This window comes from Cribrihabitans marinus (assembly GCF_900109035.1).
In the GTDB taxonomy this organism is placed as follows: Bacteria; Pseudomonadota; Alphaproteobacteria; order Rhodobacterales; family Rhodobacteraceae; genus Cribrihabitans; species Cribrihabitans marinus.
The window spans coordinates 1-17,227 of the sequence record NZ_FNYD01000007.1; the positions used below are offsets into that span (position 1 = coordinate 1).

At 66.0% G+C, this 17,227-nt stretch carries 17 protein-coding genes and 1 pseudogene; 11 read left to right on the forward strand and 7 right to left on the reverse strand.

The window, feature by feature from the left end; genetic code table 11:
- A pseudogene (locus tag BMX57_RS20890) lies at positions 1-197 on the reverse strand (IS3 family transposase); the annotation flags it as partial.
- 70 nt (positions 198-267) lie between these two features.
- Positions 268-1,403 (reverse strand): IS3 family transposase gene (locus BMX57_RS12250; RefSeq protein WP_444542339.1). Its coding sequence is split into 2 segments (ribosomal slippage): positions 268-1,151 and positions 1,151-1,403, totalling 1,137 coding nucleotides; the frame shifts between segments, so codons are not numbered across the junction.
- A 383-nt stretch (positions 1,404-1,786) separates the two neighbouring features.
- Between BMX57_RS12250 and BMX57_RS20680 the strand changes: the two genes are divergently transcribed.
- Together BMX57_RS20680 and BMX57_RS20420 are read left to right on the forward strand one after the other, a co-directional pair.
- On the forward strand, positions 1,787-1,948 hold the full coding sequence (locus BMX57_RS20680) for a hypothetical protein (protein ID WP_177175452.1): 162 nt from the start codon (positions 1,787-1,789) through the stop codon (positions 1,946-1,948).
- A gap of 342 nt (positions 1,949-2,290) precedes the next feature.
- Positions 2,291-2,584: a hypothetical protein gene (locus tag BMX57_RS20420; RefSeq protein ID WP_143057919.1), complete on the forward strand. Its 294-nt coding sequence runs from the start codon at positions 2,291-2,293 to the stop codon at positions 2,582-2,584.
- A 155-nt stretch (positions 2,585-2,739) separates the two neighbouring features.
- Here BMX57_RS20420 and BMX57_RS12255 read toward each other — a convergent pair whose 3' ends face one another.
- On the reverse strand, positions 2,740-3,441 hold the full coding sequence (locus BMX57_RS12255; protein ID WP_092367258.1) for a histidine utilization transcriptional repressor HutC: 702 nt from the start codon (positions 3,439-3,441) through the stop codon (positions 2,740-2,742).
- On the reverse strand, positions 3,438-4,802 hold the full coding sequence (locus BMX57_RS12260) for a formimidoylglutamate deiminase (protein WP_092367261.1): 1,365 nt from the start codon (positions 4,800-4,802) through the stop codon (positions 3,438-3,440). Before BMX57_RS12260 ends, BMX57_RS12255 begins: the two co-directional genes overlap by 4 nt.
- Positions 4,803-4,873: 71 nt before the next feature.
- Here BMX57_RS12260 and hutI point away from each other — a divergent pair, with 71 nt between their 5' ends.
- The 7 genes from hutI (at position 4,874) to BMX57_RS12295 (ending at position 13,414) form a co-directional block, all read left to right on the forward strand.
- Positions 4,874-6,082: an imidazolonepropionase gene (gene hutI / locus BMX57_RS12265; RefSeq protein WP_092367264.1), complete on the forward strand. Its 1,209-nt coding sequence runs from the start codon at positions 4,874-4,876 to the stop codon at positions 6,080-6,082.
- On the forward strand, positions 6,079-7,617 hold the full coding sequence (hutH, locus tag BMX57_RS12270; protein ID WP_092367267.1) for a histidine ammonia-lyase: 1,539 nt from the start codon (positions 6,079-6,081) through the stop codon (positions 7,615-7,617). Before hutI ends, hutH begins: the two co-directional genes overlap by 4 nt.
- A complete protein-coding gene (gene hutG / locus BMX57_RS12275) occupies positions 7,614-8,408 on the forward strand; it encodes an N-formylglutamate deformylase (RefSeq protein WP_092367270.1) in 795 nt (264 codons plus the stop codon). Before hutH ends, hutG begins: the two co-directional genes overlap by 4 nt.
- 109 nt (positions 8,409-8,517) lie before the next feature.
- A complete protein-coding gene (gene hutU, locus BMX57_RS12280) occupies positions 8,518-10,182 on the forward strand; it encodes a urocanate hydratase (RefSeq protein ID WP_092367273.1) in 1,665 nt (554 codons plus the stop codon).
- Between the two features lie 40 nt (positions 10,183-10,222).
- Entirely contained in the window at positions 10,223-11,308 is a 1,086-nt protein-coding gene (locus tag BMX57_RS12285; protein WP_092367276.1) for a TRAP transporter substrate-binding protein, read from the forward strand.
- A gap of 61 nt (positions 11,309-11,369) precedes the next feature.
- Positions 11,370-11,867 (forward strand): TRAP transporter small permease subunit, encoded by a 498-nt coding sequence (locus BMX57_RS12290; RefSeq protein WP_092367279.1) that lies wholly within the window; start codon positions 11,370-11,372, stop codon positions 11,865-11,867.
- Positions 11,864-13,414, forward strand: a complete 1,551-nt coding sequence (locus BMX57_RS12295; RefSeq protein ID WP_092367282.1) for a TRAP transporter large permease — start codon at positions 11,864-11,866, stop codon at positions 13,412-13,414. Before BMX57_RS12290 ends, BMX57_RS12295 begins: the two co-directional genes overlap by 4 nt.
- A gap of 160 nt (positions 13,415-13,574) precedes the next feature.
- Here the strand turns inward: BMX57_RS12295 and BMX57_RS12300 are convergent, their stop codons facing one another.
- Positions 13,575-13,748 (reverse strand): DUF1328 domain-containing protein, encoded by a 174-nt coding sequence (locus BMX57_RS12300; protein ID WP_092367285.1) that lies wholly within the window; start codon positions 13,746-13,748, stop codon positions 13,575-13,577.
- A 168-nt stretch (positions 13,749-13,916) separates the two neighbouring features.
- On the opposite strand from BMX57_RS12300, the gene BMX57_RS12305 reads away from it, so the two are divergent.
- Positions 13,917-14,108 (forward strand): PLD nuclease N-terminal domain-containing protein, encoded by a 192-nt coding sequence (locus BMX57_RS12305; protein WP_092367288.1) that lies wholly within the window; start codon positions 13,917-13,919, stop codon positions 14,106-14,108.
- Between the two features lie 118 nt (positions 14,109-14,226).
- Here BMX57_RS12305 and BMX57_RS12310 read toward each other — a convergent pair whose 3' ends face one another.
- On the reverse strand, positions 14,227-14,424 hold the full coding sequence (locus BMX57_RS12310; RefSeq protein ID WP_092367984.1) for a CsbD family protein: 198 nt from the start codon (positions 14,422-14,424) through the stop codon (positions 14,227-14,229).
- Positions 14,425-14,571: 147 nt separating this feature from the next.
- Between BMX57_RS12310 and BMX57_RS12315 the strand changes: the two genes are divergently transcribed.
- Positions 14,572-15,612: an AI-2E family transporter gene (locus BMX57_RS12315; RefSeq protein ID WP_177175453.1), complete on the forward strand. Its 1,041-nt coding sequence runs from the start codon at positions 14,572-14,574 to the stop codon at positions 15,610-15,612.
- A gap of 15 nt (positions 15,613-15,627) precedes the next feature.
- Here the strand turns inward: BMX57_RS12315 and BMX57_RS12320 are convergent, their stop codons facing one another.
- Complete coding sequence (locus BMX57_RS12320; protein ID WP_092367294.1) at positions 15,628-17,202, reverse strand: phospholipase D-like domain-containing protein; 1,575 nt, start codon at positions 17,200-17,202, stop codon at positions 15,628-15,630.
- Positions 17,203-17,227: the final 25 nt, after the last annotated feature.

The following is a 17,227-nucleotide window of genomic DNA, read 5'->3' on the forward strand; positions in this document are numbered from 1 at the left end:
AGATACAGGAACCCACGCCGCATCGGCAGGTAGGTGATGTCGGCGGCCCAGACCTGATTGGGTCGCTCCACACGCAGGCCACGCAACAGATAGGGCTAGGTTTTGTGCCCCTTCGCCGCCTTGCTGGTATTTGGCTTCTGGTAGATCGGCATGAGGCCCATTAGCCGCATCAGACGCCGGATGCGCTTCTCGTTCACCAGCCGCTAGAGGTGGACCCAAATTTTCGACCAGTGTTCCGCCTGGCTAAGCTATAGCATGGGATTCATTTCAGGCGGCGGTTTTCAGGTTCTGGGTCCGGCTATCATATGCCTCACTCGGCGTCAGCAGCCCATGGGATGAGTGCGGGCGTTTTTCGTTGTAATAGGTAATCCAGGCGCCGATCCCCTCGCGGGCTTCAGAGCCGGTCTCGAAGGCGTTCAGGTAGACGCACTCGTATTTCAGGGATCGCCAGAAGCGCTCGATCATCCGATTATCGATCCAGCGCCCGCGACCGTCCATCGAGATCTTCACTTTCGCGTCGTGCAGCACGTCAGTGAAGTCGGTGCGGGTGAATTGCGAGCCCTGGTCGGAGTTGAAGATCTCTGGCGGGCCGTATCTGGCCAACGCCTCCTTCAGGGCCTCGATGCAGAACCCGGCATCCATGCTGTTCGACAGCCGCCAGCTCAGAACTTTCCGGCTATGCCAGTCCATGACCGCCACGAGGTACAGGAAGCCCCGGCGCATCGGGATATAGCTGATGTCGGTACACCAGACCTGATTGGGGCGAGTGATGACCAAGCCTTTGAGAAGGTACGGGTAAATCTTGTGCTCTGGGTGTTTCTTGCTGGTCTTCGGCTCTTGGTAAATCGGCACCAGACGCATGAGCCTCATCAGCCGCCGCACCCGGTGGCGTCCGCATCTGTGCCCCTTTCGCTGCATGTGGCGGGCCATTTGCCGTGAGCCGTACCATGGCGTTTCCAGGAACTGCCGATCGATGATTTTCATGAAGGCCAGGTTCTCGGGGCTTTCCCCGCGTGGGTGATAGTAGAGACTGGATCGTGCCAGCGACAGCAGACTGCACTGCCGCCGGACGCTGAGATCGGGATGGTCCTGCTTCACCGCTTTCTGCCTCCAGTGCCGAGGATGAGACTGGAGGCTTCCGACAAAAAATCGCGTTCCACGACCAACTGGCCAATCTTGGCATGCAGCTTCTCGACATCCTTCTCGGAAATCGCCGGCTCGGCCGATGCACCACCGCCAAACGTCGATGCCATGTTCTCAATCGCCGTTCTCTTCCATCCGCTGATCATTGTCGGATGGACGCCGTACTTCTTGGCCAGCTCCGCCGACGTCAACTCTTCACGGATGGCTTCAAGCGCAACCTTGGCCTTGAACTCCGCCGAACAGCGTTTCCGCTTCGTCATAGGAGGTATTCCTTCGTCAGCCGCTACAGCTTAGCAACTGGTCCGAAATCTCGCGACCACCTCTGAGGACCTGGCCACCGCGGCGGTGTCGCATGCTTGGGGAAGCGAATGGAGCTTGGGTCGATCATTGCAGAGCGTTGACCGAACCGGATGCTGGAAATCCGGAAACGCAGTTCGATTGATCCCGATTTCTGCGAGATTCTCTCCGACTATCGGGAGGCGTCAGATGCCCTCACCCGGTGGCGAAATACTGACGGGGCATCATCCGGACGAATCGCGGACTACGAAAGGCTCGTCCACGAGCTCGAAAAGCGGCTGAGATGAAATGTGCACCCCCGCTCGGACAGGGAATGCTTGAAACCGAAATCTAACAAGGAGCCAATTTGATGAAGTATCCCAAAATCCAATCCGGAAGGGCAGGCCGCGCGATTGCGATCGGTCTGGCCGTTGCCCTCTGCGGGCTCAGTGCGCCACAGGCCGAAGCCCAGGACGCAGCGGGCAGCAAGCCGAACATCCTGCTGATCATCTCGGACGATACCGGCTGAGATCGTTGGCAACTGGGCATCTAGCCAATCCTGCAAGTCGTCGAAGATCGGCCTGGCCTTTGCCTTTCGGATCGCGGCGCGTTGATCTGGCGGCGAACCGAGGCAGACCGACCCCATTCTCAGCATCAAAACCCAGGCCGCCTGATCATGCCCTCAGGACACCCGAGAAAATACACCACCTTGACGGACGTGACCCAACCAGCCAATGACGACGAGAAGTGGCCAAGAAGCCCCGCATGCCGAAGTAGGTCACCACGCCCCGGAGGAAGAAATTCGTGCGGCTCTGGACCGAATGCTGTCGCATCCGGAGTTCGGGGCCAGCGAGCGTCCCTTCAGAACTTCATGCTGGAGCGTTACGAACAGGCACTGGAACAAGCGGAAATCGCCGCGTCGAAAGGGACTGGATTTGGTCAGTTTCTCGTTGCGATCAATGCCGCAGCAATCCGCGATGCACGCCGGGCGGCTGAAGCTCTGGATGCACTTTCCAATTCTCCGTCGTTTGCCCAAGACCCTGCGGATTTCATGAGGCGCCACGGCGCGACCGAGGAGATCGTATCCGAAGCGATGACCAGATACCATGAGGCGCGGCGTCTTGCACTGGGTCCAGATGGCGCGGAACCTGCAATCCAACGATGATGGATAACGTGCTGCAGTTATCGGTGGTGAAGCCCAAGCCAGAGTGTTTCGCCAAGCCGCCATAATGTCGCGCCGCCGGTCAAGCATGTCGCTGCGCTGATAGGCGCGCATAACTTTTTCGGCGGCCTGACCAATTTTCTTTCGGCCGCCCGGCCTCAGCTCCGCGTCAGAAGCTGGTAGCCGGGCGTCGCGATGGCTTTCACTGTGGTGATCGGGGCGGCGTCGATCCAGGTGGTGCGTTCGATCACGAAGAGGGCCGCGCCGGGTTCCGCGTCCAGCAGATCGGCCACCGAGTCATCGGCCGATACCGCGTAGAAGCGCAGGTCGCAGCGACTGTAGGGCTTGTTCTGGACCAGCCATTCGTTCGCGTTCTGCCCGGTGAGGTCGACGTCGCCGATCTCGGGCACCGTCTCCAGGCAGATCCAGCGATCCTCGAAGATGTAGGGGCGCCCGTCGGACAGGTGCAGGGCCTCGACCCTCAGCATCGTCCGCGGCTCGGTCAGTTCGCAGGCGGCCAGCACGCCGCGCGGTGCGACGGCTTCCACCCGCCGGATGAGTTGATAGCCATAGCGCCCGCCCTTCTGCTCGACCTCGCGGCGCGTGATCGGGATGTCCAGCGTTGCGCGGGTGACCGGGTCGGGACGCACCCGCGTGCCGCCCTTGCGGCGGCGTTCGACGATGCCGCTGTCGGACAGGGCCTGCATCGCGCGCTGCACGGTCGAGCGGGCGCAGTTCAGCTCGTCGGCGATGTCCACGTCGCGCGGCAGGCGATCGCCGGGGCCATAGCGGCCGGACAGGATGGCATCGTGGATCTGGTCGCGCACATCCTTCCAGGACAGGCGGCTCTCGGGGCTCATATCTCTTGCCCGAGCTGTTTGGCCACGTCCAGATACGCCGTCACGATCCGGTCGCGGTGGACGTGGCGGCCGTTTTGCACCATGTGGCGGCCGGCGCTCCAGACATCGGTGACGCAGGCGCGTCCACGCCCGGTGAACATCAGGCTGTCGAGCACCGCGTCGCCGGTTCGGCGGCACAGGAACTCGTTTCCGGTGGAGACCGCGAGCAGGTCGGCGAACCGGCCTTCCTCGAGGCGGCCCGACGATCGGCCGGCCGCCTGCGCGCCGCCCTGCGCGACCGACTCGAAAAGAACGCGGCCGGTCGAGCGCTCGGCGGTCGCCATCGCGGCGCGGCTGCGGTCGCGCAGGCGTTGCGAGTAGTCGAGCGTCGCCAGCTCCTCCCACAGCGCGATGTGGATGTTCGAATCCGAACCGACCGCATAGCGCCCGCCGGCCTGCTGAAAGGCCGTGCCGTTGAAGATGCCGTCGCCCAGGCTCGACTCGGTGATCGGGCACAGCCCCGCCACCGCGCCGGTCGCGGCCAGCCCGGCGGTCTCCTCGCCGGTCATCTGCGTGCAGTGGATCAGGCACCAGTCCGGGGTCACATCCGCGTTGTCCAAGAGCCACGACACCGGCCGGGCCCCCAGATGCGCCTCCACCTCCTCGACCTCAGCCACCTGCTCGGCGAGATGCATGTGCACGGGGCCTTTCGGGCAGAGATCCCTCGCCAGGGTCAGCGCGTCGGGCGGGACGGCGCGCAGCGAATGCGGCGCGACACCGATGGCGTGGTCCCGAGAGCCGTCCGCAAGGAGCGCGGCGCTGTCCGCGTGCAGGCGGGTGAACAGGTCGCGGTCGCAGCCGAACCGCCGCTGTCCGCCCTCAAGCGCCCGGCCGTCGCACCCGCCCTGCATGTAGAGCACGGGCAGAAGCGTCAGCCCGATGCCGGTATCCCGCGCCGCCGCGACGATCCGGCCGGCCATTTCGGCGGGATTGTCATAGGGCGCGCCGCCGATGTCGTGATGCAGATAGTGGAATTCTGCCACGGCACCATATCCAGCCTCCTGCATCTCCATGAACACCAGCGCCGCGATGGCCTCGACATGATCCGGGGTCAGGCGGTCGAGGAAGCGGTACATCAGGCGGCGCCAGGTCCAGAAGCTGTCGCTGGGGTCGGGGCCGCGGGTCTCGGTCAGCCCGGCCATCGCGCGCTGAAACGCATGGCTGTGGACATTCACCGGCGCCGGCAGGAGCAGGTCGACCGAGCGGGCGCCCTGCGCGGATCCGTGGGAGATTCGGGAGATGCGGCCACCGTCGATGGTCAGGCGAAGGTCGCTGACCCAGCCTTCGGGCGTAAGCGCCTGACGCGCATGGACTTCCTGCATCGGTCATCTCCATTGACAAATTAAGTGCGCACATATTAGCATTATGTAGGACACGCCGCAAGGAGGCGCACATGTCGGACAAGCTGCTCATCACGAACGTATCCGTCGCGCGGATGGGCGGGTCGGACTCGCCCTATGACCTGTTGCACAATGCCGCCCTGCTGATCGACGGCGCGCGGATCGCCTGGGTCGGCCCGATGTCCCAGGTCGCCCCAGACTGGGCGGACATTCCCCGGATCGACGGTGACGGGCGGCTGCTTTCGCCGGGCCTGATCGACTGCCACACGCATCTGGTGCATGGCGGCGACAGGGCGCGCGAGTTCGAGATGCGCCTGAACGGCGCCAGCTACCAGGAGGTCGCGCGCGCCGGCGGCGGGATCGTGTCGACCGTGCGCGACACGCGGGCGGCCTCCGAGGAGACGCTGCTGGCCGATGCGCTGCGCCGCGCCGACGCGCTGATTGCCGAGGGTGCGACCACGCTGGAGATCAAGTCGGGCTACGGGCTGGATGTCGAGACCGAGCTGAAGATGCTGCGCGTTGCCCGCGCCGTCGCCATGCACCGTCCGATCCGGGTGTGCACGTCCTTTCTGGGCGCCCACGCCACGCCGCCGGAATACAAGGGGCGCGACGACGCCTATATCGACGAGGTCTGCATCCCGGCCCTGCGCGCGGCGCATGAGGCGGGGCTGGCCGACGCGGTCGACGGGTTCTGCGAGGGCATCGCCTTTTCGCCCGACCAGATGGCGCGGGTCTTCGACGTGGCCCGTGAACTGGGCCTGCCAGTGAAGCTGCATGCCGAACAGCTGTCCAATCTCGGTGGCGCCGCGATGGCCGCCGGATACGGGGCGATGTCGGCCGATCACATCGAGTATCTCGACACCGACGGCGTACGCGCGCTGGCCGAGGCCGGCAGCGTCGGCGTCCTGCTGCCCGGCGCATTCTATACCCTGCACGAAACGCAGGCGCCGCCGGTTCAGGCGCTGCGCGACCACGGCGTTCCGATGGCGCTGGCCACCGATCTCAACCCCGGATCCTCGCCGCTCAACTCGCTGCTGCTGACGATGAACATGGGCTGTACCCTGTTCCGCCTGACACCCGAAGAAGCGCTGCGCGGCACCACCGTGAACGCCGCCCGCGCCCTGGGCCTGCACGATTGCGGCGTGATCGCGCCGGGGATGCGGGCCGACCTGGCGCTCTGGGACGTGAGCGAGCCGGCCGAGCTGTCCTATCGCATCGGCTTCAACCCGCTTCACCGGCGCATCTTCGGAGGCCAGGCATGAGCACATTGACCCTTGTGCCGGGCGACGTCTCGCTGGCCGATCTCGAACGCGTCTTCCGCGACGGCGTCGCGGTGCGGCTGGACCCGTCCTGTCACCCGGCGATCCAGGCCGCGCAGGCCCGCATCTCGGCCGCCGCACAGGGCGATGCGGCCGTCTATGGCGTGAATACCGGCTTCGGCAAGCTGGCCAGCGTCAAGATCGCCGCCGAGGACACCGCCACGCTGCAGCGCAACCTGATCCTGTCGCATTGCTGCGGCGTGGGCGACCCGATCCCGCAGGCGCAGGCGCGGTTGATGATGGCGCTCAAGCTGCTCAGCCTGGGGCGCGGCGCCTCGGGGGTGCGGATGGAGATCATCGTCCTGATCGAAGAGATGCTGGCCCGGGGCGTGACCCCGGTGATCCCGGTCCAGGGCTCGGTCGGGGCCTCCGGCGACCTGGCGCCGCTGGCGCATATGGCGGCGGCCATGATGGGCGAGGGCCAGGCCGTCTTCGACGACAAGACCCTGCCCGCGGCCGAGGCGCTGAACCGGGCCGGTCTGGCGCCGGTGGGGCTGGGCGCCAAGGAGGGGCTGGCGCTGATCAACGGCACGCAGTTCTCCACCGCCTTTGCCCTGGCCGGCCTGTTCGGCGCCTGGCGCGCGGTGCAGGCGGCGCTTGTGACCTCGGCCCTGTCCACCGACGCGATCATGGGATCCACCGCGCCGCTGCAGCCCGAGATCCACGCGCTGCGCGGCCATGCCGGCCAGATCGAGGCCGCCGCCACCATGCGCGCCCTGCTCGACGGCTCGGAAATCCGCGAAAGCCACCGCGAGGGCGACACGCGGGTGCAGGATCCCTATTGCATCCGCTGCCAGCCGCAGGTGACCGGCGCAGCGATGGACATGCTGCGCATGGCCGGACGCACGCTGCAGATCGAGGCCAACGCCGCCACCGACAACCCGCTGGTTCTGGCCGAGGCCGACCTGATCGTCTCGGGCGGCAATTTCCATGCCGAGCCCGTGGGTTTCGCCGCCGACATGATCGCTCTGGCCCTGTCCGAGATCGGCGCCATCGCGCAACGCCGGGTGGCACTGATGGTGGACCCGACGCTGAGCTTCGACTTGCCGCCCTTCCTGACGCCGGATCCCGGCCTGAACTCGGGCCTGATGATCGCCGAAGTGACGACGGCCGCGCTGATGAGCGAGAACAAGCATCTGGCCAATCCCTGCGTGACCGACTCGACCCCGACCAGCGCCAACCAGGAGGATCATGTCAGCATGGCCGCCCATGGTGCGGTGCGGCTGGGCCGCATGGTGGCCAACCTGGAACGGATCCTGGGCGTCGAGCTGCTCTGCGGCGCGCAGGGCGTCGAGTTCCGTGCGCCGCTGCCAACCAGCGCGCCGCTGGCCCGCGTGCTGGAGCGGTTGCGCGAGACCGTTCCGGCGCTGGCCGAAGACCGCTACATGGCGCCGGACCTGGAAACGGCGGCGGACCTGGTGCGCGGGGGCGCCCTGACCGATGCGGCCGGCACCACCATGCCGGAGTTGGACACATGACGCCGGTCGAGATCACCCGTGGCGACAGCCCAATCGTGCTGGGCCTGCCGCATACCGGCACATGGCTGCCCGAGGACATCCGCGCCCGGCTGAACGATCGCGGCCGCGGGCTGGACGACACCGATTGGCACATCCACAGGCTCTATGACGGGCTGTTGCCGGGGGCGACTACCGTGCGCGCCACCTTCCACCGCTACGTGATCGACGCCAACCGGGACCCGTCGGGCGTCAGCCTCTATCCCGGGCAGAACACGACCGGGCTGGTGCCGCTGACCGATTTCGACGGCGAAGCGATCTGGACCGCGCCGCCCGACGCCGACGAGATCGAGGCGCGGCGGCAGGCCTATCACGCGCCCTATCACGCGGCGCTGGAGGCCGAACTGGACCGGGTGCGCGCGATGCATGGTGTGGCGATCCTCTACGATTGCCACTCGATCCGCAGCCGGGTCCCCTATCTGTTCGACGGCACCCTGCCCGACTTCAACATCGGCACCAATCTCGGCACGACCTGCGCCACTGGCATCGAGCAGGCGGTGGTCGCGATCTGCCAGGCCGCCGAGGGCTACACCACCGTGGTCAACGGGCGGTTCAAGGGCGGCTGGACCACCCGGCATTACGGGCGCACCGATGACGGCCGGCACGCGATCCAGATGGAGCTGGCGCAAACCACCTATCTGGAAACGGAGCGCGCGCCCTGGGCCTATGACACCGCCAAGGCCGAGCGTCTGCGCGCGCATCTGGCAGAGATTCTGGCGCAGCTGGACCACATGGGGCGCGAGGGCCTTGCATGACGCCCGGAGACGGCACCTGGGGTGCGACACGGGCGGCATCACGCGCTCCCCGACGAGGCAACACGACATCAGCGCCGCGCATGGGCAGGCGCATTGAGGGAGAAATGACATGACCAATCCCCGTCACAACATCCGCGACGTCTATCCCGACACCGGCCCCGAGATCACCGCCAAGAGCTGGCTGACCGAGGCGCCGATGCGGATGCTGATGAACAACCTGCACCCGGACGTGGCCGAGAACCCGCATGAGTTGGTGGTCTATGGCGGCATCGGACGCGCGGCGCGGACGTGGAACGATTTCGACACCATCGTCGCCAGCCTCAAGGAGCTGGAGGACGACCAGACCCTTCTGGTGCAGTCGGGCAAGCCGGTGGGCGTGTTCCGCACCCACAAGGATGCGCCGCGCGTGCTGATCGCGAATTCGAACCTGGTGCCGCATTGGGCCAACTGGGACCATTTCAACGAGTTGGACCGCAAGGGGCTGGCCATGTATGGCCAGATGACCGCCGGGTCGTGGATCTATATCGGCAGCCAGGGCATCGTGCAGGGCACCTACGAGACCTTCGTCGAGGCCGGGCGCCAGCATTATGCCGGCGACCTGACCGGGCGCTGGATCCTGACCGGCGGGCTGGGCGGCATGGGCGGCGCGCAGCCCCTGGCGGCGGTGATGGCCGGGGCCTGCTGCCTGGCCGTGGAATGTGATGAGACGCGGGCCGATTTCCGACTGCGCACCCGCTATGTCGATGAAAAGACCCGCTCGCTGGACGAGGCGCTGGAGATGATCGAGCGCTGGACCAAGGCGGGCGAGGCGAAATCCGTGGCGCTGATCGGCAATGCGGCCGATGTGTTCCCCGAACTGGCCCGGCGCGGCGTGCATCCCGACATCGTGACCGACCAGACCAGCGCGCATGACCCGATCCACGGTTACCTGCCGCAGGGCTGGTCCGTCGCCGAATGGCGCGAGAAGCAGGAAAGCGACCCCAAGGCCGTGGAAAGGGCCGCCCGCGCCAGTATGAAGGTGCATGTCGCGGCGATGGTCGATTTCTGGAACGCTGGCGTCCCGACCCTGGACTACGGCAACAACATCCGTCAGGTCGCGCTCGAGGAAGGGTTGGAAAACGCATTTGCCTTTCCCGGCTTCGTGCCGGCCTATATCCGCCCGCTGTTCTGTCGCGGCATCGGCCCGTTCCGCTGGTGCGCGCTCTCGGGCGACCCCGAGGATATCTACAAGACCGACGCCAAGGTGAAGGAGCTGGTGGACGACCCGCACCTGCACAACTGGCTCGACATGGCGCGCGAGCGGATCAGCTTCCAGGGATTGCCGGCGCGGATCTGCTGGGTCGGCCTGGGGGTACGGCACAAGCTGGGTCTGGCCTTCAACGAGATGGTGCGCAGCGGCGAGCTGAAGGCCCCGGTGGTGATCGGACGCGACCATCTCGACAGCGGCTCGGTCGCCTCGCCCAACCGCGAGACCGAGGCGATGAAGGACGGCAGCGACGCGGTGTCGGACTGGCCTTTGCTCAATGCGCTGCTGAACACCGCCAGCGGCGCGACCTGGGTGTCGCTGCATCACGGCGGCGGCGTCGGCATGGGCTTTTCCCAGCATTCCGGCATGGTGATCTGCTGCGACGGCACCGAGGATGCCGACCGCCGCATCGCCAATGTGCTATGGAATGATCCGGCAACCGGCGTCATGCGCCATGCCGATGCGGGATACGAGATCGCGCGGGACTGCGCGCGCGAACACGGGCTGAACCTGCCGGGCATCCTGTGACACGGAACGACAAGACCGAAAAAGAGAGGGAGAAGACAAAATGGATAGACGGAAATTCCTGAAAACGGGCGCCATCGGCGCGGCCGCGGTGCCACTGGCGACACCGGCCATCGCCCAGGATGTCCAGAAGTGGAAGTTGGTCACCGCCTGGCCCAAGAACCTGCCCGGTCCGGGTGTGGCGGCGCAGATGCTGGCGGACCGGATCACCACCCTGTCCGGCGGGCGGATCGAGGTCCAGTTGTTCGCCGCGGGCGAGATCGTGCCGGGGCCCGGCGTGTTCGACGCCGTGAGCGAGGGCACCGCCGAACTCTACCACGCGGTTCCGGCCTATTGGGGCTCGAAATCCAAGGGCATCCTGCTGTTCGGGTCGCAACCATTCGGCCTGCGCGCTGACGAGCAGTTCGGCTGGCTCTACCATGGTGGCGGCCAGGCGCTCTATGACGAGATGTACGGCCGGTTCGGAATCAAGCCGTTCCTGTGCGGCAATTCCGGCCCGCAATGGGGCGGCTGGTTCCGTGACGAGATCAACTCGGTCGAGGATCTCAAGGGACTGAAGTTCCGCACCACCGGCCTGGCCTCCGAGATGTGCGCCAAACTGGGCATGGCCGCCGAGGCGATGAGCGGGCCGGCCATGTTCCAGGCCCTGCAGACCGGCGCGCTGGACGCGGGCGAGTTCATCGGACCCTGGACCGACAGCGCCCTTGGGTATCAGCAGGTGGCCAAGAACTACTATTGGCCCGGCGTGGGCGAGCCGTCCTCGGCCGAGGAATGTGGCGTCAATGCCGAGGTGTTCGGCAACCTGCCCGAGGATCTGCAACAGGTCGTCTCGCTGGCTTGCGAAAGCCTCTACAACCCGGTCTGGACGGAATACACCACCAAGCACGCGGCTTCGCTGAAGAAACTGGTCGAGGAAGACGGTGTGCAGGTCAAGATGTTCCCGCAGGACGTGATAGACGCCATGGGCGCCGCCGCGGCCGAAGTGATCGAGGATCTGCGCCAGGATGAGGACGAGTTGGTCCGCCGCATCACCGAAAGCTTCGTCGCCTATCGCGACAGCGTGGGCGGCTACATGACCTATGCCGACAACGGGCAGATGAATGCCCGCGCCCATGTGATGGGCTACTGAAACGCGGCTGCGCGGGGGCGATCCCCGCGCAGCCGACCGGACGGGACGGGGGAGTGACCGGATGCTGCGGCTTGCCGGATACATCGACGCGATCAACCGCGGCATCGCGCAGGTGCTGCGCTGGTTCGCGCTGGCGATGGTGATGATCCAGACCGGAATCGTGATCGGGCGCTACGTATTCGGCGTCAACTCGATCTGGGTGCAGGAAAGCGTGCTCTACCTGCATGCCGCGCTGTTCATGCTTGCGGCGGGCTTCACGCTGCTGGTGGACAAGCATGTGCGCGTCGACATCTTCTATGCCAAGGCCGCGCCCGAAATCCGCCGGCGCATCGACATCGCCGGGCACCTGCTGCTCCTGCTGCCGTCGATGGCCGCGCTGGCCTGGTGGTCCTGGCCCTCGGTGCGCAATTCCTGGAAGATCCTCGAAGGTCCGATCTCGGTCGGCGGGATCGAGGCGGTGTTCCTGCTGAAGACGCTGATCCCGCTGTTCTGCGGGCTGGTGGCCCTGCAATCGGTGGCGATCCTCGTGCGGCTGCTGGCCGAAAAGGACCCGGCATGACCGCCTATCTCGACCTTCTGATGTTCGCGGCCCTGGTCCTGGCGATCCTGTCGGGCTTTCCCGTGGCCTTCAGCATCGCCGGCGTCGCGGTGCTGTTCGCCTATCTGGGTTGGGCCGTGGGCGCGATGGACATCTCGCTTCTGGGTGCGTTCGGGCAGCGGGTTTTCGGGCTGATCTCGAACCAGGTGCTGATCGCCATCCCGCTGTTCGTGCTGATGGGCGCGCTGCTGGAGAAGAGCCGCATCGCCGAAGAGCTGCTGGACACGATGGGCCGCGCCTTCGGCCAGTTGCGCGGCGGGCTTGGGATCTCGGTGGTGCTGGTCGGCGCGCTTCTGGCCGCTTCGACCGGGATCGTCGGCGCGACGGTGGTGGCGATGGGCATGATTGCCCTGCCGACCATGCTGCGCTCGGGCTATGATCCGCGCGTGGCCTCCGGCATCGTCTGCACTGCGGGCACGCTGGGGCAGATCATCCCGCCCTCGACACTGCTGATCATCCTCGCCGACGTGATGTCCAACGCCTATCAGCAGGCGCAGTATGAACAGGGCAAATTCGCGGTCGAGGCCCTGTCGGTCGGCCAGTTCTTTGCCGCGGCGCTGGTGCCCGGCCTCGTCCTGGTGTCGCTCTACCTGGCTTATGTGTTGGCGCGCGGGGTTCTGCGCCCGCTCGACATGCCGCCCGCGGATTCCTCGCTGCCGCGCCCGACCCGGTCCGAGGTGCTGGGCGCGATCGTGCCGCCGGTTCTGCTGATCTTCGCAGTGCTGGGCTCGATCCTCGGCGGCTTGGCCACGCCCACCGAGGCGGCGGCCGTCGGCGCGACCGGGGCGCTGATGATGGCCGGCGCGCGGCTTGGGCGATACCGCGCAGTGATCGCCGTGGCGGCGGCCGCGCTGATCCTGCTGGCTGTCGCCGCGGGGCTGTTCCCGGTGCGCCTGCAACGCGGGGATCTGGGCGCAGGCTCGTATCTGGCGGGCGCGCTCTATATCGCGCTGGCGGTCCTCGGCGTGGTCGGCGTGCTGGCCGCGCTGAGCAATGTCCTGCGCGAGCGGGTCGTGCACGACGCCGTCACATCGACCATGACTATGACGGCGATGATTTTCGCCACGATCCTTGCGGCGGGCATGTTCTCGCTGGTGTTCATCGGACTGGGCGGAGAGGAGCGCGTCGCGCATTGGCTCGAGAACCTGCCCGGCGGCGCCACCGGCGCGCTTCTGGTGACGATGCTGATCGTCTTCTTCATGGGGTTCTTCCTCGACTTCGTCGAGATCTCGGTCATCGTGCTGCCGCTGGTCACGCCGACGCTGATCCTGCTGGGCCATGATCCGATCTGGCTGGGGATCATCCTGGCGATCAACCTGCAGACCTCGTTCCTGACGCCGCCCTTCGGGTTCTCGCTGTTCTACCTCCGTGGGGCGGCGCCGGCCGAGGTGACGACCGGGCATATCTACCGCGGCGTCCTGCCCTTCATCGCGTTGCAAGCGATCGGTGTGGCGGTTGTCTGGTTCTGGCCGGCCCTGGCGACCTGGCTGCCCAACGCGATGTTCTAGGAGATTTCCAAGGCGGTCCGGGTCAGCCCGGCGCGCTTGCGATGTTCAAAGAAAGACGATGGTGGCGCCAGGATGGAATTGGCGCCACCATCTGCAACCCGGGCGTGTTCAGGTCGAACATCGGGACTTGGCCCCGGGTTATTTCGATATGCCGTCAGTTTCAGACCGGCGGCTTGCCGCGCACCGCCCGGGCGATCATGGCGACGACGAACAGCACCAGGAAGACGAAGAACAGGATCTTGGCGATCCCGGCCGACGCACCTGCGATGCCGCCGAAACCCAGCGCCGCGGCGATGATCGCAACGACGAGAAATGTAAGGGCCCAACCGAGCATTGTGGTCTCTCCTTTCGATTTTCCAGCTGCTTCCAGGTATCAACGCGCCGTTTCTGCGATTGTTCCCGGCGCCGCACCTGCACCTCTGAATCCGGGCCAGTGGAACCCGGCCCCGGGCCTGCGCGTTGATCCGCGAACCCCGGAACCCGTGCAATCGTGGAGGAGAGAATGTTTGAACTGACCGGCCTTGGTGGCCTTATCATCCTGGCGCTCGATATCTGGGCGCTTGTGTCGATCATCGGATCCGCCGCATCGACCGGCAAAAAGGTGCTCTGGTCGCTGCTGGTGATCGTTCTGCCCCTGGTCGGCTTCCTGATCTGGCTTGTGGCCGGACCGCGCTCGGCGGCCAGCCAAGCCTGATTGCTGAAATCGATGGGGCCGCGCCAGGATGCGCGGCCCTTTTTCATGCGCGTATGCCACACAAAGAAAAGCGCCGCGGTGACCGTCACCGCGGCGTTCTCTTTCAAGGGCACTCTGCTCAGATCGACTTGAGCCACTCGTCCACCTGGCGTTCCGCCTCTTCCTTGGACTCGCCGTATTTCTTCTGCACCAGCCCGACAATCTCATCGCGGCGGCCTTCGGCCTGGTGCCATTCGTCTTCGGTGATCTCGCCCCATTTGCTTTGGGCTTCGCCCTTGAGTTGTTTCCAATTGCCGGCCAACTGGTCCCAGTTCATGATGTGATACTCCTTGTTTCGCGGTTTGCGGTGTCTGTACCCGGTCAACGCGGAAGGGCGCCCGACTGTTCCGGACCGGAACCGGGCACAACCAACGGAACCGGCACGGCGCCCGAGGCGTTGACGTGCAGCCAAGGGGGATTGGACGTGAAAAGACTGGACAGGCTGGCGCAAGTTTCGCTCATCTTCATCGGGGCGATCACATTGATCTTCGCGCTCAGCCTGGGCAAGACGATCCTGCCGCCGCTGACCCTCGCGCTGGTCGCCGGCGTGGTGCTGTCGCCACTCTCCGATTTCTGGGAAGATCGCGGTTACTCGCCGGTCTGGGGCGCTCTGATCGGGCTGGTGGGAACGCTGCTGGTCATGGCCGCCCTGGTCTTCGTGTTTCAGCCGGTCGTTATCCGGCTGGTCGAACAGGCCCCAAGGGTCTGGGCCGATATCCGCGAGATCGTCGAGGCGGCACGGGGCTTCGTTCGCGGCGTGAGCCGAGAGGCCGGCGAAGCGGTATCCACGGCCGCAGGCACGACCGCCGAGGGCGAGGGCGGCGAGGAGGGTGTACAGATGCCCACCGTCACCGACGCGCTGCTGGTGGCCCCGGCGGTCCTGTCGCAGATCGTCATTTTCATCGGCACACTGTTCTTCTTCCTGCTGACGCGCAGCCAGATCTATGACTGGCTGTCGCTGCGCCTGTCGCGCCGCGGGGAACGGGCCGAACTGGCGGTGCGGCTGCGGCTGGCCGAACGCAACGTGTCACGCTATTTCCTGACGATCACGATGATCAATGCCGGCCTCGGCACGGCCACGGCGATCATGTTGCAGCTGCTGGGCGTGCCGAACGCGATTGTCCTGGGGGTCGTCGCCTTCCTGGCCAATTTCGTGGTCTACCTGGGCCCGGCGATCTTTTTCGTGGTGCTGTTGTTCGTCGGCGTGGCCGAGTTCGACGGGATCCTCTCGCTTGCGCCAGGCGTGGCCTTCCTGGGGCTGAACGCGACAGAGGCCCAGTTCGTGACGCCCGGCCTGGTCGGACGCCACATGCAGGTCAATCCTCTGCTGGTGTTCCTGTCGCTGGTCTTCGGCCTGTGGCTGTGGGGGCCCATCGGCGGGATCGTCGCGATTCCGCTCCTGCTTTGGGTCATGGTGCTCAGCCAGGTCACCACGAAACCGTTCAGCGCCGCCAAGCCGGCCTGAGGGGCGCGGGCACGCTCACACCATCTCGTCGGGGATGATGCCCACGTCGGTTGCGAATTCCTCGGCCGCCTTCATGTCATAGGGCAGCAGGAACCCCTCGCGTTGGTCGGGGCGGCGACGGGCATTTTTTTGCGCCAGCCTGCGCCATTCCGGAACGGCGCGCAGCGGATCGAAGAACCCCTCGCCCGGCGTCTCGGGCAGCCAGTGCGACATGACCTTGTGCCGCAGCTTGCCGACATCGGCGGCGCCCCTCACGAACAGTCCCGCCTCGGTGTCCCAGCGCAGGCTCCGCCCGTTCAGATTGGCCGAGGAAACGATCGCCGCGGTGTCGTCGAAGATCGAGACCTTGGCATGGATATAGACGATCGGCGCACCGTTCAGCCGGTCGCGCCCGGTGTCGTTCACCGACGTTCCGGGATGGCGGCGCTGCTGTGCCGCACCGCCGACAAAAAGGCGGTTGCCGAACCCCTCTCTGAGAACCTTGAGCGCGCGCGACTGCAGGTATTCGCCATAGCGCGCATCCAGCTTCACCCGCCGTTCGAACGCCACCTCCTCCGGCGCGCCGGGCAGGATCAGGATCATGCCCAGATCCGGATTGTCGCGCGCGCGCCGGGCCAGGAGCTGTGCCAGCTTCACGTCGCGGAAAAACTGCGTCTCGACATAGATCAGGCGCTTCGTGCGCCGTGCCAGGTGTTCATGGGCCACCGCGATCTCGGACACGACGGGCTCTGGTCCCATGTGCAGGAAATCCTGCCGATAGGGCCGCGACATGGTGCGCACAAGGCGGCGGCCCGGCGCCGGCGAGCGGATGCCCGAGGTCACGTCCAGAAAACTCTCCAGGTGGTCCTGCGCCTCGCGCACCGCGGGGCCGTCGAGCAGAAGTTGCACGTCATGCCAGGTCTGTTCCGCCTCGCGCGTGTGATCGGGCGAGTCGTAGCGCCGTTCGTCCAGGTCCAGCCCGCCGATATAGAGCCGTTTGCGGTCGAATACCGCCAGCTTCTGGTGATGCGTCGCCGGGCACAGCTTGGGCAGGGGCCAGAGGCGGGGACGGAACCGCCCGTCCGCGCGGCGCACCAGCGCTTTCCTAAGCCCAGGCATGTCGCGGATGGCCGACGCGCGGTCGGGCTGCGACTGGCGGTTCAACCAGCCGGCGGCCCGGAATTGCCGATGCAGGATCGCAGGCCAGAACAGGCACCGGAAGAAGAGTCCGGTCCGCGCCTGGTGCATCGCCGGGTTGAGGCGCAGGCGGTCGGCGACCCCGCAGAGGTCGGCGGCCTCGGTCAACAGCCTGTGCGCCTTCCAGGTGCAGCTGTGCAGTTCCGGCCGCACGATCGGGTCGAAATCGCTGATGATCAGGTTGACGACAACGCCGCGCTGCAACGTCGCCATAATCAGGTCGGTCCAGGTCTCGCCGAATTCGCGGGCCGCCTCGGAACGCAGGCGGGTGGTCGGGTCGAAGACGCGAAAGCTGGCCCAGATTTCCGTGCGGGCATCGAGAAACTCGCGCTCGAGCGCAGGATAGGCCTCCTCCGCCGTCAGCAGAACATCGAACGTCTTCTGCCGGCGGGTATGGTCATCGCTGCGCAGCATATCTCCCACTTGCGTGTTGTTTCAC